Origin of the sequence: Enterobacter cloacae complex sp. IR5441, from assembly GCF_049238215.1 — a bacterium.
GTDB lineage: Bacteria > Pseudomonadota > Gammaproteobacteria > Enterobacterales > Enterobacteriaceae > Enterobacter > Enterobacter hormaechei_C.
The window spans coordinates 177812-193508 of the sequence record NZ_JBMKIA010000002.1; the positions used below are offsets into that span (position 1 = coordinate 177812).

Here is a 15697-nt window from a genome sequence, read left to right on the forward strand (position 1 = left end):
ATAAATTCTCAGTGCGTCGACGGTTTTATATGCTGCAACCAGCGTTTTTCAGCCTTACGGAATAGGCTGATCAGGACGTAAGAAATGATCAAATAGAGCACTGCCGCAATGCCAAACGCCGTAAACGGCTGGTAGGTGGCAGAGTTAATATCGCGGGCAATCTTTAACAGATCCGGTACCGTGGCGGTAAACGCCAGTGCCGTCGAATGCAGCATTAAAATCACTTCGTTGCTGTAGGCCGGCAGCGCAATACGCAGCGCCGAAGGCAGAATTATACAGCGGTAGAGCTTCACGGACGAGAAGCCGTACGCGCGCGCCGCCTCGATCTCACCGTGCGGCACAGAACGGATGGCCCCGGCGAAGATCTCGGTGGTATAGGCGCAGGTATTGAGGGTCAGCGCCAGCACCGTACAGTTCAGACCGCTGCGGAAGAACGCGTTCAGCATCTCGGTGCCTTTCACGATCTCCAGCGTGTACATCCCGGAATAGAACACCAGCAGTTGCACGTACAGCGGAGTACCGCGAAACACGTAGGTGAATAGCCAGATAGGGAACTGGATAAATTTATTGTTCGACACGCGGCCAATGGCAAGAAACACCGCCAGAATGCCGCCCATTACCACCGAGGAGATCAGCAGCCACAGCGTGATGGCCACGCCAGTAAAGCGGTAGCCATCCGTCCACAGCAGGGATTTCCAGTACTCCTGAATAATCTCAATCACAGGTCAGCCCTCTTCACACCCACGGAGTAGCGACGTTCGAGCAGAAGCAGCACACCATTGGAGACGGTCGTAAAGACCAGATAAATTACGCCGCAGACCACCGCAAAATAGAACGGTTCCCAGGTGCTTTTACCCGCCAGCTGCGTGGCCTTCACCACATCTTCCAGACCCAGCAGGGAGACCAGCGCCGTAGCCTTGAGAATAACCTGCCAGTTGTTACCGATGCCCGGCAGCGCGTAGCGCATCATGGCCGGGAACATGATCCGGCGAAACGTTTGTGAGGAGGTAAAACCGTAGGCGGTCGCCGCTTCAATATGCCCTTTCGGCACGGCCATGTAAGCGCCGCGGAAAGTCTCAGTGAAATAGGCACCGTAGATAAAACCAAGGGTAATAATACCGGCCACCATCGGGTCGATATCGATCTGCTCCATGCCGATGGCATCCGTCACGCCGTTAAGTGCGATTTGCAGGCCGTAAAAGATCAGCAGCATCAGCACCAGGTCAGGCACGCCGCGAATCAGCGTGGTATAGCCTTCAAATATCAGCGCCAGCGGTCTGTTGGCGGATAATTTTGCCCCCGCGCCCGCCAGGCCTATCAGCACCGCCAGCACCACGGAGCTGATAGCCAGCTCAAGGGTGACAAGCGCGCCCTGTAAAATAACGCCAGAAAATCCGTACAGCATACCGCGTGCCCTGTCGTCTCGTGAGTGGTGGAACCGTGTCTTTTCCCCTCCCGCAACGGGAGGGGCCGCACGTTATCAGACGGGGCGATTAGCCGCCGTAAACGTTAAAATCGAAGTACTTTTTCGCCAGCTTGTCATAGGTGCCGTCCGCACGCATCTCGGCGAACGCTTTGTTCAGGGCTTCACGCAGTTCGTTGTCTTCTTTACGTAGGCCCATACCGGTACCGACGCCAAAGAGTTTTTCGTCCTTAATGGACGGACCGCCGAACTTGTAATCTTTACCCACAGGCTGTTTCAGGAAGCCTTCGCTTGCCGCCACTTCATCCTGGAATGCCGCGTCAATGCGGCCTGCCGTGAGGTCTGCGTAGATGTTTTCCTGGCCCTGGTAAGAGACAATTTCAATCCCCTTTGGCGCCCAGTGCTCGTTGCCGTAGGTTTCCTGCGTCGTACCCTGCAACACGCCCACGCGTTTGCCTTTCAGAGATTCAAGGGTTGGCTGAATGTCAGAGGATTTGGCCACCACCAGACGGGAATCTGCCGCATAGAGTTTGTCCGTGAAGGCAATCTCCTGCTGACGTTTTTCTGTGATGGACAGGGAGGACATGATCACGTCAATTTTCTTCGCTTTCAGGGACGGGATCAGCGCATCCAGCGGGTTTTCAACGTAGGTACATTGCGCTTTAATGCGTTTGCACAGCTCGTTAGCCAGATCAATGTCAAAACCGACTAGTTCCCCCTTCGCATTCTTCGATTCGAAAGGCGCATAGGTTGGGTCAGTTCCAATACGAATTTTCTGCGGAATTGCTGCGAATGCCGCGGTGGCGCTGGAAAAAGCCAGTACCAGAGAAAGTGACAACACCAGTTTTTTCATATCTGTCCTCAACAAACTGTCTTAATACGAGATTTTTACGACGACGGGGTGTTGTTAATGTGCCATTAATCCCCTCATTCAGGCAAAGATTAATGCCTTTGAACGGGAATTTTTGCATTATAAATGCTTAACTATGCACACAGCGATCCAGTATGGTGCAACACATGCACCATACTGGAACATAACCCTGCCGGGATGCACCACTTCAGTGCACCTCATTCAGGCATTAATCACCGTAGACGTTGAAATCGAAGTATTTCTTCGCCAGTTTGTCGTAGGTACCGTCTTTACGCAGCTCATTAAACGCTTTGTCGAAGGCGGCTTTCAGCTCGGTATCATCCTTACGCAGGCCAATACCAGTACCGTCGCCAAAGTATTTTTTGTCTTTTACCGACGGGCCGGCAAAGGCGTACTCTTTACCCGCAGGCTGTTTCAGGAAGCCTTCGCTCGCGGCGACTTCATCCTGAAACGCCGCATCCAGACGGCCTGCCGCAAGGTCAGAGTAGATCAGATCCTGGTTCTGGTAAGCCACCACATCGACGCCCTTCTCGCGCCAGTTAGCATTGGCGAAACCTTCCTGGGTCGAGCCCTGAAGCACGCCAACATGTTTGCCTTTCAGCGAGTCGATGGTCGGCTGGATTGGCGAGCCTTTCGCGGCAATCAGACGTGAGTCGGCAGCGTAGAGCTTCTCAGAGAAGGCGATCTCCTGCTGACGTTTTTCCGTGATGGAGAGAGAAGAGATAATGGCATCAATTTTCTTGGCTTTCAGCGACGGGATCAGCGCGTCAAAGTCACTGCCCACCCATGTGCATTTCACTTCCATGCGTTTGCACATCTCATTTCCCAGATCGATATCAAACCCCACGAAATCGCCTTTCGCATCCTTGGAGGAGAATGGCGCGTAGGTTGCGTCTGTACCGATACGAACTGTCTGTGGAAGCGCTGCATAGCTACTTGCTGCTGCACTCAAGCCCACGAGCAAAGACAGAGCCAGAACCGTCTTCTTCATACATTTACCCTCAAGAACCGTGATTTTATTATGGTTTATGTTGTGTGTTGTGTTGCAGGCTGTTCTTGCAGGTCTTATGCCACATTGTCGTCGGGTTAAAACTACGACGTTAAATATGTTAATAAAACGTTGCGATACTGCCTTAATGGTGAAAGATAGCAGGTCTGCCGAACGAACCGGAAAGAGAAAAAGGGAAAAAGCGAATTAAATGTCGAGGATATGATCGCGGTTGCAGTTTTGCCCTGAAACAGGGCAAATTGTCTTTTCATGCACCTTGTTTGTGCACAGCTTCACGCCCCCTGCCAGCGGGTAAAGAGATCTTCCGGCAGGTCGATATCGAACTGATCCAGTACGCGGTTAACGGTCTGGTTGATGACATCGTCCAGCGTTTGCGGACGATGATAGAACGCGGGGACCGGCGGCATAATCACGGCCCCCAGTTCGGCTGCCTGCGTCATTAAACGCAGATGTCCCAGATGCAGCGGCGTTTCCCGCACGCAGAGCACCAGAGGACGACGCTCTTTCAGCACCACATCCGCCGCACGCGTCACCAGCGTGTCGGTATAGCTGTTTACAATGCCGGAGAGGGTTTTAATCGAACAGGGCAAAATAACCATGCCGGCCGTTTTGAACGAGCCCGAAGAGATGCTGGCGGCGATATCGCGGGCATCGTGGACAACGTCAGCCAGGGCCTGAACGTCGCGCAGAGAGAGATCGGTTTCAAGAGAGAGGGTCTGACGCGCCGCCTGGCTCATCACCAGATGGGTTTCTACGCCTGCAACGTCACGCAGCACCTGTAACAGCCGGACGCCATAAATCGCGCCGCTGGCACCGCTGATCCCTACAATGAGTCGTTTCATGATTTTCGCCCTTGCTGATTTCAGGGCAGACTGTGCAGGATTTTACGGGGAGTTGCAAGTGAGGGCGAACGCCCTCACCTGCATACGCATCAACCTTCGTTGTGCATCTCTAAGCTTTCGAGATCGTTTTGCAGCTGGACGGCTTTCGCATCGTCGTTACGCAGCGAATCCAGATAGTCGAGATACTGCTGGTCAACATCTTTGGTCACGTAGATCCCATTGAATACCGAGCATTCGAACTGCTGAATATCCGGGTTCTCGGCGCGCACCGCGTCAATCAGATCGTTCAGATCCTGGAAAATCAGGCCGTCGGCACCGATGATCTGGCGGATTTCGTCTACTTCACGACCGTGAGCAATCAGCTCGTTAGCGGTTGGCATATCAATGCCATACACGTTCGGGAAGCGAATTTCCGGCGCTGCGGAGGCGAGATACACTTTCTTCGCCCCGGCCTCACGCGCCATCTCGATGATCTGCTCAGACGTCGTGCCGCGCACAATGGAGTCGTCCACCAGCAGCACGTTCTTGTCGCGGAACTCGGCACGGTTAGCGTTCAGCTTACGACGTACGGACTTACGACGCAGCTGCTGGCCCGGCATGATAAAGGTGCGGCCTACGTAGCGGTTTTTCACGAAGCCCTGACGATACGGCTTGTCCAGAATACGGGCAATTTCCAGCGCGATATCACAGGAGGTTTCAGGGATTGGGATCACGACGTCGATGTCGAGATCGTCCCACTCGCGGGCAATCTTCTCGCCCAGCTTCGTCCCCATGTTGACGCGCGCGCTGTAAACGGAAATCTTGTCGATGAACGAGTCCGGACGCGCGAAGTAAACGTATTCGAACAGGCACGGGTTGCTCACCGGGTTGTCGGCGCACTGACGGGTAAACAGCTGGCCCTTCTCAGTGATGTAGACCGCTTCGCCTGGCGCGACATCACGCAGGAATTCGAAGCCCAGAGTGTCCAGCGCCACGCTCTCAGAGGCAACCATGTACTCGGAACGGCCATCGCCGAGGTCACGTTTGCCGAGCACCAGCGGGCGAATGCCGTTTGGATCGCGGAAGGCCACCATGCCGTGACCGATGATCATCGCTACGCAAGCGTACGCGCCACGGATCAGGCGGTTAGTCGCGGCAACGGCGGCAAAAATGTTGTCTGCTTCCAGCGGATAATGGCGGAAGTTATCCAGTTCGCTGGCAAAGATATTGAGCAGGATTTCAGAATCAGAGGTGGTGTTAATGTGGCGACGTTTCTCTTCGAACAGCTTTTTACGCAGCTCGTGGGCGTTGGTCAGATTGCCATTGTGGGCAAGCGTGATGCCATACGGGGAGTTAACGTAAAAAGGCTGAGCCTCAGAGGCGCTGGAACTGCCAGCAGTAGGATAACGAACGTGACCGATCCCCATATTACCTTGCAGACGCTGCATATGGCGGGCTTCAAACACATCGTTTACCAGGCCATTCGCCTTGCGTAAACGGAAGCAGTTGTTTGCATCAATGGTGATGATACCCGCAGCATCCTGCCCACGGTGCTGAAGCACCGTTAACGCGTCATAAATCGACTGGTTTACCGGCATGAAACCGGCGATACCGACAATACCGCACATTCGTCTTTTCCTCGTTAAGCCACATCTCAGGGTTTATGCCCTGGGCAAGAAACTCGACGAGCTTTGCAGATAGTCAAAGAACCATCTGATGATGAAGCTGAACTCCGGAATGAGCTGCGATTTTTGCCAGTCTTCACTTTTGGAGAACCCGGTAAAGGTATCCAGGAAGAACAGGATCGCGGCCACAATGAGCACGCCTCGCAACGCGCCGAAACAGATGCCGAGCACCCTGTCCGTTCCTGACAGACCGGTTTTCTCGACCAGCTGACCTATCACGTAATTGACGATAGCGCCGACAATCAGCGTCGCGATAAACAGCACCGCGATGGCGATTCCGTTTCGGACCAGTTCATCTTCAAAGCCCGTGAACCAGACAGACAGGTAAGTGTAGTAATGACTGGCAACAAAGAAAGCACAACCCCAGGTTACCAGCGATAACGCTTCACGAACAAAGCCACGGATCAGGCTAACCAGACAGGAAAAACCAATCACCGCAATGATGGCGTAATCAATCCAGACCATATGTGTCCCACGATTAAACGCCCTGTCATCCAGTTCGGGGCGAATTCTAACAGAAAAAGAAAACGTTTGCGTAGGGATTTCCTTCCCACGCGTAAATAAAAAAGGCGCTGAAAAAATGCTCAACGCCACCGCACCTTTGACGTTTCTGTGAACGTCTGCCTCCCCCTCACCCCGGCCCTCGCCCCTTTGGGGAGAGGGTTAGGGTGAGGGGGTAATTTCTATCAGTTTGCGCTGTAGTTCATCACCACACCGCTCAGGCCGGAGATTTGCTTCAGCTCGCCAAGCGAACCTTTGAGCTTATCTTTAGACGCATCCGGCCCCACGAGGATACGGGTAATTTTACCCTGTACCGGCGTGGTGGGTGAAGTATAAACACGGTATCCCGCGCCGCGCAGTTTACTCACGATCTCATTGACCTTATCTGCATTTTTCAACGCACCGAGCTGAACGACATAGGCTTTACCCGTAGGGGCGGCCTCCTGCTGGGTCTGTTTGGCCGGTGGCGGCGTTTCCGTTGCCGCAGCCAGCTGCTCGTCGGCTTTGTCACGCTGCGGTTTAGGCTGCGTTTTCTCTACCGGCTTCGGTTTTTCAACCGGTTTGGGTTGCTCTACCGGTACAGGATCGATTTCAACGTTGTTATTCGCGGCCAGACGCGACGGATCAAGAGACGGCGCGGCTGCATCACCTGCGCGCACCTCTTCCGCTGCACCTTCTGGCGGCTGGGCAGGCAGCGCCTGCGTTGCCGCTGGCAGCATATCGGGCTCGTCGCGATCGCCCGGTTTGGGTACCAGCGGAATGGCCGCAAATTCATCCTGGTAATGCTTTTTTTGCCCGTCGAGCAGTCCCGGGAGAATAATCACCCCGAGCGCGACCAGCACAATGGTTCCTGTTAAACGGTTCTGAAACTTACTCGCCACCGGTTCTCCCCGCGTCCATCACTTCCATGACATGTGCCACCGTGTGGAATGACCCACACACCAGCACGGTATCTTCTGGTTTAGCCTCCGCCATCGCGGCACGCCAGGCCGAAACCACACTGCTGTAGATTTCGCCTTTGCCGAGATATTCCATCAACTGCTCAGCAGTCGCGCCGCGCGGCCCTTCCAGAGGAGCACAATACCAGCTATCGACCACACTCTCCATGCAGGCCAGCGTGCCGCCGATATCTTTATCATGAAGCATACCGATAACCGCCAGCACGCGCCCGGTTTTTGGTAACGATTTGAGACGTCCTGCGAGGTACGCCGCCGCATGCGGATTATGTGCAACATCCAGAATCAGACGCGGCGACTCACTCACAATCTGAAAACGTCCCGGTAACAGTGCGTTCTGAATGCCATCGCGGATCGCCTGCTCGCTTACCGCTAATCCGCTGGCGCGCAGGGCTGCCAGCGCAGTCGCCGCGTTAGGCTGTGGCACCTGCGGCAGCGGCAGATTCTCCAGCACGCCCTGCGCATCGCTGAAGCGCCAGCCTTTGTCCTGCACCTCATACTGCCAGTCCACGCCGCGACGCAGCAGACGAGCGCCCTTCTCTTTCGCTACCTCAGCAATGGTGTGCGGCATGTCCGGTTCGCCTACCACGGCAGGCTTATTGGCCCGGAAAATACCGGCCTTCTCACGGCCAATGCTCTCGCGGTCCGGGCCCAGCCAGTCGGTGTGATCCAGCGCGATGCTGGTGACGACGGCGACATCCGCATCCACCATATTGGTGGCATCCAGACGCCCACCCAGCCCCACTTCCAGGATCACCACGTCCAGCTGCGCCTGCTTAAACAGCCACAGCGCCGACAGGGTGCCGTATTCGAAATAGGTTAATGAGGTTTCGCCGCGCGCCTCTTCGATAGCGGCAAACGACGCCGTATGGGCCGATTCCGCCAGCTCAGTATTTTGCACGCGCACGCGCTCGGTATAGCGCACCAGATGCGGCGAGCTGTAAACGCCAACCTTGTACCCCGCAACCATCAGGACAGATTCCAGCGTGCGGCAGGTGGTGCCTTTACCGTTAGTGCCGGCCACGGTAAATACGAAAGGCGCGGGTTTCAACACGTCAAGACGCGCGGCAACCTGGCTTACGCGCTCAAGGCCCATGTCGATAGTTTTACTGTGCAGGTTTTCCAGATAAGAAAGCCACGCGGCCAGGGGCGACGTGGCTTGAGGAATGCTTTTATTTTCCATGATGCCCGGTTGTCATTAACGGTTTAGAAAGCAAAAGGGCAGCGCCATTCGGCCCTGCCCTTTTCAGTTATCAGGCCTCGGGTTCCTGATCCGGTACCACCACGCCTTCGCGCGGCTCGTCCGGGTTCGGCGCCGGCAGATTCATCAGCTTCGCCAGGACGCTTGCCAGTTTCAGGCGCATTTCCGGACGGCGGACGATCATGTCGATGGCGCCCTTCTCAATGAGGAACTCACTGCGCTGGAAGCCCGGCGGCAGTTTCTCACGTACGGTCTGCTCGATAACGCGAGGACCCGCAAAGCCGATCAGCGCTTTTGGCTCAGCGATGTTCAGGTCGCCCAGCATCGCGAAGCTTGCAGAAACGCCGCCCATGGTTGGATCGGTCAGTACCGAGATGTACGGCAGACCGCGCTCCTGCATTTTCGCCAGCGCCGCAGAGGTTTTCGCCATCTGCATCAGGGACATCAGCGCTTCCTGCATACGTGCGCCACCGGAGGCGGAGAAGCAGATCAGCGGGCAGTTGTCTTCCAGCGCCTGCTCAACGGCACGCACGAAGCGCGCGCCAACCACAGAGCCCATTGAGCCGCCCATAAAGGAGAACTCAAACGCGGCGGCAACCACCGGCATCTCGTGCAGGGTGCCTTTCATAACGATCAGCGCGTCTTTCTCGCCGGTCTCTTTCTGCGCAGAGGCCAGACGATCTTTGTATTTTTTGGAGTCGCGGAACTTAAGCACATCTTTTGGCTCCAGTTCGCTGCCCAGTTCTACCAGAGAACCTTCGTCCAGCAGGCTATGCAGGCGGTTGCGCGCCGACATACGCATATGGTGGTCACACTTCGGACACACCTCAAGATTGCGTTCCAGCTCTGCGCGATACAGAACCTGGCCGCAGCTATCACACTTCGTCCATACCCCTTCAGGAATGCTCGCTTTACGCGTTGGGGTAATGTTGCTTTTAATTCGTTCAATCCAGCTCATTGATAACCTTTCTGCCTGAACCTGGTCGTATGCCAGTTTTGCTGTAAGAGGCGAATAATGCCATTTTTGCCTCCAACAGACCATGAATGTTGCACATTAAAACATAACAGCCCGAAACTTTGGATAAAAAAGTGGTCGAACCGCCAGCGTGCATTTACTTCGCTTGCTTTGCCGCCGCGCGTTTGTGACGGATAATTTCGATGACGCCAGGCAGTACGGAAAGCACAATAATCGCTACAATCAGTAACTTAAGGTTTTCCTGAACCACCGGCAGATCGCCAAACAGGTAGCCTGCATAGGTGAACAGCAGCACCCACAGCAGCGCGCCCACCACGTTGTACATGGCAAAATGACGATAGGACATGTGACCCATTCCCGCCACAAACGGTGCAAATGTACGCACAATAGGCACAAAACGGGCAAGGATAATGGTCTTACCGCCATGGCGCTCATAGAACGCATGGGTCTTATCTAAATAACTGCGGCGGAAAATCTTCGAGTCCGGATTACTGAACAACCGCTCGCCAAACACCCGCCCGATGGTGTAGTTGACCGCATCACCAACAATCGCGGCGATGATCATCAGGACCACCATCAGATGGACATTCAGGTCATTCGTTGGCAGTGCGGATAACGCGCCCGCCACGAACAGCAGTGAATCTCCCGGCAGGAACGGCGTAACCACAAGGCCGGTTTCACAGAACAGAATGAGGAACAGAATGGCGTACACCCAGACGCCGTACTGCGCGACCAGCTCCGCCAGGTGAACATCAATATGCAGGATGAAATCAATCAGAAAACGTATTACGTCCATATTGTCTAAGCCCTAATTGCACCTTTGTTTAGTCCGCTAAAAACAGCGGGCCCATTGGCGGTTTTGGCAGGTCGAACCGGTCCGGATAATCCACCGAAACCAGATACAGCCCTTCCGCTTTCGCCGTTGCTGCCGCAAGCGTTCTGTCCTTCGCTGCCAGCAGTTCTGCAATCCAGCTCTCCGGCTGGTGTCCGGCGCCCACTTCCATCAGGCTGCCTACAATATTCCGCACCATATGATGTACAAAGGCATTGGCTTTGATATCCACCACCACATACGCGCCATAACGACTGACGTTAATGTGCATGACGTTACGCCACGGCGTACGGGACTGACACTGCACCGCACGAAACGACGTAAAATCATTCTCTCCAATCAGACACTGCGCCGCACGCTGCATACATTCTGCATCCAGCGGTTCATAAAAATGCGTCACGCCCTGGCTTAACACCGCCGGGCGCAGGCGCTGGTTATAGATGACATAACGGTAGCGCCGCGCCGTCGCGCTGAAACGCGCGTGAAAATCATCCGGCACAGCTTTCACCCAACGCACGGCAATGTCACCAGGCAAATTCGCATTTACACCCAGCGTCCAGGCCGCGGCTTTGCGCACGGCGGTGGTGTCAAAATGCACCACCTGCCCCGTGCCGTGAACGCCGGCATCGGTGCGGCCCGCACAGAAGACGCTTATCGGTTCGTTCGCCACCTGAGAGAGCGCTTTCTCCAGCTTCTCCTGGACGCTGCGCACCTCATTCTGCCGCTGCCAGCCATAGTATTTACTGCCATCGTATTCAATGCCGAGGGCAATTCTGTGGACCGGCTTTTGTTCCACATCTGACATCAGTACAGATACTCCTGCACCAGTTTTTCCGCGATTTTGACCGCCATCAGCGCGCCGCCAAAACGCACGTTGTCGGCAACGGACCAGAACTGCACCTGCTCCGGCATACCGTAATCGTTACGCACGCAGCCCACAGAGAGATGCGCGCTGCCGGTGGCGTCGCCCACCTGCGTCGGGAATTCGCTCTCTTCGGACAGGACAATATCCTCACCGCGGCCAAACGCGTCGCGGGCTTCTTCAGCCGCCAGCGGACGCAGGGCTTCAAACCCGACCATCTGCGCGTGGCCGTAAAAGACCGGAGACTGCACGACATTCGCGGAGATCATTAGCCCGTCATCCTGCAAAATTTTGCGTGCTTCATCGACGATACGACGCTCTTCCCGCACCGAACCTTCACGATCCGGCAGCAGCGGCAGCATGTTGAACGCCAGCTGGCGGCCAAAGAAATCATCTTCGTCGATCGGGATACCGTTCAGCAGCTTCGCGCTCTGCCCTGCCAGTGCGTCTACGGCTTTTTTACCGTTAGCGGAGGCTGAAAGCAGGCTGGTCACGGAAATACGCGACAGGCCACCGTCGTCGATCAGCGGCTTCAGCGCGGTCAGCAACTGGCTGGTGAGACTGTTCGGTACTGCAATGATGTTGCGGTTGCGGTAGTCAGCCAGCACAAACGGGTTGACGTCCGGCACCACCAGCGGCACATCCGGCTCCAGGGAGAACAGGCCACTCAGGTCGATCACCAGACAGCCTGAATTTGTCGCTTCTTCAATGTAAGACGCCGTGGCTTCCGCACCTGCGGCAAAAAACGCCAGCTGAGCCTGCGTCCAGTCAAACGCGGCGGCGTCCTGCACCATCACGGATTTGCCGCCGAAACGCAGATGTTCTCCTGCGCTGTCGGTACGCGCCAGTGCGTAAATCTCACCCACCGGGAACTGACGCTCAGCAAGGGTTTCAAGCAGGGCTTCGCCCACGGCGCCAGTGGCACCCAAAATGGCAATGTTCCAGCCTTCAGACATGGTGGTTTACTCCAGAAATAAAAAGCGTCCCTGCCGGAGCATCCGACAGGGAGCATTAAGAAGACATTAACGTGCCGGGTGGTGAACGGCGTTAAATCCCAGTTTATGCAGCAGCCCCGCCGCTGACGCGTCATCGCACATGACATACAGGGAAGACCACTCGCGGCGCTCAAGGTAATTTTTGCGCAGCTTGTCAAACTCACCCGGAATACCCGCCACTTTACGCAGCAGCGCGTCATCGCGGCGCACATCATACACCAAATGCACCAGTCTTTTCAGCGTTGCCTGATCGAGCGGGCCGTGCAGAGTGATGCGACCAAATTCTGGCGCGGGGAGTAAGGTATCCAGCGCTACCTGCTGCGGATGACCGATAAAGGCGCTGTAGGCTTCAAACACCTGCGTCGTGCCGCGCGCTTTGCCTTCAAGCGTGTAGCCAGCGATATGCGCGGTACCCACGTCCACCTTGTTGAGTAGCTCAACGTTGAGATCCGGCTCGGGTTCCCAGACGTCCAGCACGACGCTAAGCTCTTGTCCTTCATCGAGACATGCCAGCAGCGCCGCGTTATCCACCACCGGTCCCCGGCAGGCATTTATCAGAATAGTGCCAGCCTTCAGACGGCGGATCAGCTTTTCGTCGGCCAGGTGCAGAGTCTTGTACGGCCCCTCTTTAAAGAGCGGCGTATGGAAGGTGATGACGTCGCACTCGTCGACCAGCTCATCCAGCGTGCGGAAGTCGCCTTCATCGCCGTTATCCTTACGCGGCGGATCGCACAGCAGGGTGCGGATACCCCAGGCTTCCAGACGCTTTTGCAGACGTCCGCCCACGTTGCCCACCCCCACAATCCCGACGGTGCGGTCTTTCAGCGCAAAACCATCGCGCTCGGCCAGCATCAATAGCGAGGAGAAAACATATTCCACGACGGCAATGGCGTTACAGCCTGGCGCCGCGGAAAAACCAATCCCCGCCTGCTTAAGCCACTGGTCATCCACATGATCGGTCCCGGCCGTTGCCGTCCCGACAAATTTAACCCCTTTGCCGGTGAGCAGTGCCTCATTTACTTTGGTCACCGAGCGCACCATCAGGGCGTCTGCATCGTCCAGTTCGCTGACCGGAATCGGGCGACCAGGGACAGCCTTAACCTCACCCAGGCGGCTGAACAGCTCACGGGCGTAAGGCATATTTTCATCAACGAGGATTTTCACGTCTGAGTACCTGTTTGAGAGGAAGTAAACCTGCCAAGTGTGCCATAATCTCGCCGCCGGGCATATATCTCCGCCCGGTTACGCAGAGTTTGACTTTAAGGATTTTTGACGATGCAGCCCATTTCAGGTACGCCTCCGCGCCCTCCGGGTGAAGGCCCCGTAACGCCCAACACGCCAGGCGAACAACCGCTCTCCACGCAGCAACGCACCGTACTGGAGCGTCTGATTACGCGTCTTATTGCGTTAACCTCACAGCAAAACGCAGAGGTATGGGCCGGCGTTAAGCACGATTTGGGCGTCAGAAACGATGCGCCGCTACAGTCGCGCCATTTCCCTGCCGCCGAACAAAACCTGAACCAGCGTCTTACAAGCGCACAGCAGCAACATACTACCCGCCAGATTATCTCGCAGCTGACCGAGCTATTGGGCCAGGGGAATAATCGCCAGGCGGTGAGTGATTTTATCCGTCAACAGTACGGTCATACCGCCCTGAGCCAGCTTTCGCAAGAACAGCTGAAAACCGTGTTGACCCTGCTGCAAAGCAATCAGCTTTCTATCCCGCAGCCGCAACAGCGCCCGTCTACAGAACGGCCATTGCAGCCTGCGGAGCATAATACGCTTAAGCAGATGGTCACTAAGCTGGCTGCCGCTACCGGCGAACCCACAAAGCTTATCTGGCAATCCATGCTGGAACTTTCCGGTGTGAAAGCGGGCGAGATGATCCCGGCAAAACAGTTTACCCATCTGGTCACCTGGCTCCAGGCGCGTCAGACGCTCAGCACCCAGAGCGCCCCGACCCTGCACAGCGTACAGGCGGCGCTGAAACAACCGCTGGAACCGCACGAGTTCGATATGATTCGGGATTACGCTCAGCAGAGCTGGCAGGCTACGCCGCAAACGGTGCTGACCACCGCGCAGGTGCAGGATGTGCTCAATCAGATCTTCATTCGCCGCGCCGAGCGGGAAAGCGGCGTGCCGGAGGTAAGAAACATTCAGCCGATCTACAGCCCGCTGTTTGCCCCCGTAGTTGATACGTTCAAAACGCTTTCTGCCCGTCCGGGATTGATGTTTATCGCGTTGGTGATTGCGCTGGCGATTTTCTGGCTGGTTGCTTAAAACTGCCGGGTGGCGGCTTCGCCTTACCCGGCCTACGGTTCGCGCGGTTGTAGGCCCGGTAAGCGAAGCGCCACCGGGCAAAAAACTACGACCTGCGAAACGCCACCAGCGTCACCACAATTCCCACCACCGCTGACACCGCACCGGCCAGGAAGACGGAAGGATAGCCAAACGACGTTGCAAGCAGCCCCGCGAGCGGCCCGGTGATGCCGTATGAGATATCCTGAAACGCCGCATAGCCGCCCAGCGCCGTGCCACGCACCTGCGGAGCCACGCGCTTCACCACTTCAACGCCCAGCGCCGGGAAGATCAGCGAGCAGCCGCAGCCGGTTAACGCCGCACCCAGCAGCGCAACGGATGCAGAGGGCGCCTGCCAGAGCAGTACCAGACCCACGGTCTCAATGACAAGTGACGCCACGGCCACCTTCACGCCGCCAAAGCGATCCGGCATCCAGCCAAACAGCACGCGCATCAATACAAACGCGCCGCCAAAGGCCGTCAGCGTAAAGCCCGCCATCGCCCAGCCGCGGCTCATGAAATAGAGGGAAACAAAGGTACCAATAACCGCGAAGCCCACCCCCTGAAGCGCCAGCCCAAGCCCCGGCTGCCAGATTTGCCCCACCACGCTCCACAGCGAAGGACGCTCGCCTTTATGGGCGGGCACCTTACGCACCGAACCGTTAAACGCCCACGCCAGCAGCGGCAATACCATGGTGGTGCCTGCCAGCGCCGCAAAACCAAACTGGCTGTGGATCAGCAGCCCCAGCGGTGCGCCTGCCGCCAGCGCGCCGTAAATCGCCATCCCGTTCCAGGACATCACTTTTCCGGAACGCGCAGGCCCCACCAGCCCCATTCCCCAGGTAAGGGTGCCGGTCAGCAGCTGGCTTTCGCCAAAGCCGAGGATCAGACGCCCTGCCACCAGCAGCGCGAATTTATACGCTGCATCTATTGGCAACAGCGCCGCCAGCAGCCAGGCTCCCCCCGCCAGCCCGCAGGCAAACATGCCCTGCAACGCCGAGCGTTTTGCGCCGTGCTGATCCGCCAGGCGACCGGCGTAGCCCCGGGTTAATACCGTCGCTAAAAACTGAATGCCCACCGCAATGCCGACCATGGTGTTGCCATAGCCCAGCTCCTGGTGAACGAACAAGGGGATCACCGGCAGCGGCAGGCCAACGGTCATATAGGTCAGAAACACCGCAAAGGCGATGCGGAAAAGGGAAAGATTCCCGGGAGGAGCGCTCTTCCCAGGGGTAACAGCCTTCATGCATAACTCCGTGTTCAGGCA

16 protein-coding genes are annotated in these 15697 nt (G+C 56.4%); 1 reads left to right on the plus strand and 15 read right to left on the minus strand.

The features are described 5' to 3' along the window. Positions 1 to 8: 8 nt before the first annotated feature. The 14 genes from ACOTX5_RS03560 to pdxB form a co-directional block, all read right to left on the minus strand. On the minus strand, positions 9 to 722 hold the full coding sequence (locus ACOTX5_RS03560; protein WP_003861424.1) for an ABC transporter permease: 714 nt from the start codon (positions 720 to 722) through the stop codon (positions 9 to 11). Continuing rightward, positions 719 to 1405, minus strand: a complete 687-nt coding sequence (locus ACOTX5_RS03565; protein ID WP_015572256.1) for a histidine ABC transporter permease HisQ — start codon at positions 1403 to 1405, stop codon at positions 719 to 721. Before ACOTX5_RS03565 ends, ACOTX5_RS03560 begins: the two co-directional genes overlap by 4 nt. Before the next feature lie 88 nt (positions 1406 to 1493). After that, positions 1494 to 2276, minus strand: a complete 783-nt coding sequence (hisJ, locus tag ACOTX5_RS03570) for a histidine ABC transporter substrate-binding protein HisJ (protein WP_003861421.1) — start codon at positions 2274 to 2276, stop codon at positions 1494 to 1496. Between the two features lie 226 nt (positions 2277 to 2502). After that, positions 2503 to 3285, minus strand: a complete 783-nt coding sequence (argT, locus tag ACOTX5_RS03575) for a lysine/arginine/ornithine ABC transporter substrate-binding protein ArgT (RefSeq protein WP_003861418.1) — start codon at positions 3283 to 3285, stop codon at positions 2503 to 2505. Positions 3286 to 3575: 290 nt separating this feature from the next. Then, positions 3576 to 4145, minus strand: a complete 570-nt coding sequence (locus ACOTX5_RS03580) for a UbiX family flavin prenyltransferase (protein ID WP_015572254.1) — start codon at positions 4143 to 4145, stop codon at positions 3576 to 3578. Between the two features lie 89 nt (positions 4146 to 4234). Continuing rightward, a complete protein-coding gene (purF, locus tag ACOTX5_RS03585) occupies positions 4235 to 5752 on the minus strand; it encodes an amidophosphoribosyltransferase (RefSeq protein ID WP_006811407.1) in 1518 nt (505 codons plus the stop codon). A gap of 33 nt (positions 5753 to 5785) precedes the next feature. Beyond that, positions 5786 to 6274 (minus strand): colicin V production protein, encoded by a 489-nt coding sequence (gene cvpA / locus ACOTX5_RS03590; protein ID WP_000262116.1) that lies wholly within the window; start codon positions 6272 to 6274, stop codon positions 5786 to 5788. 221 nt (positions 6275 to 6495) lie between these two features. Further along, positions 6496 to 7191 (minus strand): cell division protein DedD, encoded by a 696-nt coding sequence (dedD, locus tag ACOTX5_RS03595; RefSeq protein ID WP_017383444.1) that lies wholly within the window; start codon positions 7189 to 7191, stop codon positions 6496 to 6498. Further along, complete coding sequence (folC, locus tag ACOTX5_RS03600; RefSeq protein ID WP_045910702.1) at positions 7181 to 8449, minus strand: bifunctional tetrahydrofolate synthase/dihydrofolate synthase; 1269 nt, start codon at positions 8447 to 8449, stop codon at positions 7181 to 7183. The genes dedD and folC overlap by 11 nt, the downstream gene beginning before the upstream one ends. A gap of 70 nt (positions 8450 to 8519) precedes the next feature. Beyond that, on the minus strand, positions 8520 to 9425 hold the full coding sequence (gene accD, locus ACOTX5_RS03605; protein ID WP_014884667.1) for an acetyl-CoA carboxylase, carboxyltransferase subunit beta: 906 nt from the start codon (positions 9423 to 9425) through the stop codon (positions 8520 to 8522). Between the two features lie 154 nt (positions 9426 to 9579). Next, complete coding sequence (locus ACOTX5_RS03610; protein ID WP_003861406.1) at positions 9580 to 10239, minus strand: DedA family protein; 660 nt, start codon at positions 10237 to 10239, stop codon at positions 9580 to 9582. 28 nt (positions 10240 to 10267) lie between these two features. After that, the gene (truA, locus tag ACOTX5_RS03615; RefSeq protein ID WP_023295093.1) at positions 10268 to 11080 is read right to left on the minus strand and encodes a tRNA pseudouridine(38-40) synthase TruA; all 813 of its coding nucleotides are present in this window, start codon (positions 11078 to 11080) and stop codon (positions 10268 to 10270) included. Further along, positions 11080 to 12093, minus strand: coding sequence for an aspartate-semialdehyde dehydrogenase (locus ACOTX5_RS03620; protein WP_015572252.1), 1014 nt, complete (start codon positions 12091 to 12093; stop codon positions 11080 to 11082). Before ACOTX5_RS03620 ends, truA begins: the two co-directional genes overlap by 1 nt. A gap of 66 nt (positions 12094 to 12159) precedes the next feature. Next, the gene (gene pdxB / locus ACOTX5_RS03625; RefSeq protein ID WP_045910701.1) at positions 12160 to 13296 is read right to left on the minus strand and encodes a 4-phosphoerythronate dehydrogenase PdxB; all 1137 of its coding nucleotides are present in this window, start codon (positions 13294 to 13296) and stop codon (positions 12160 to 12162) included. A gap of 111 nt (positions 13297 to 13407) precedes the next feature. Here pdxB and flk point away from each other — a divergent pair, with 111 nt between their 5' ends. After that, positions 13408 to 14412: a flagella biosynthesis regulator Flk gene (gene flk / locus ACOTX5_RS03630; RefSeq protein ID WP_045910700.1), complete on the plus strand. Its 1005-nt coding sequence runs from the start codon at positions 13408 to 13410 to the stop codon at positions 14410 to 14412. 85 nt (positions 14413 to 14497) lie between these two features. Here the strand turns inward: flk and ACOTX5_RS03635 are convergent, their stop codons facing one another. Continuing rightward, the gene (locus ACOTX5_RS03635) at positions 14498 to 15676 is read right to left on the minus strand and encodes an MFS transporter (protein ID WP_047727280.1); all 1179 of its coding nucleotides are present in this window, start codon (positions 15674 to 15676) and stop codon (positions 14498 to 14500) included. Positions 15677 to 15697 lie beyond the last annotated feature (21 nt).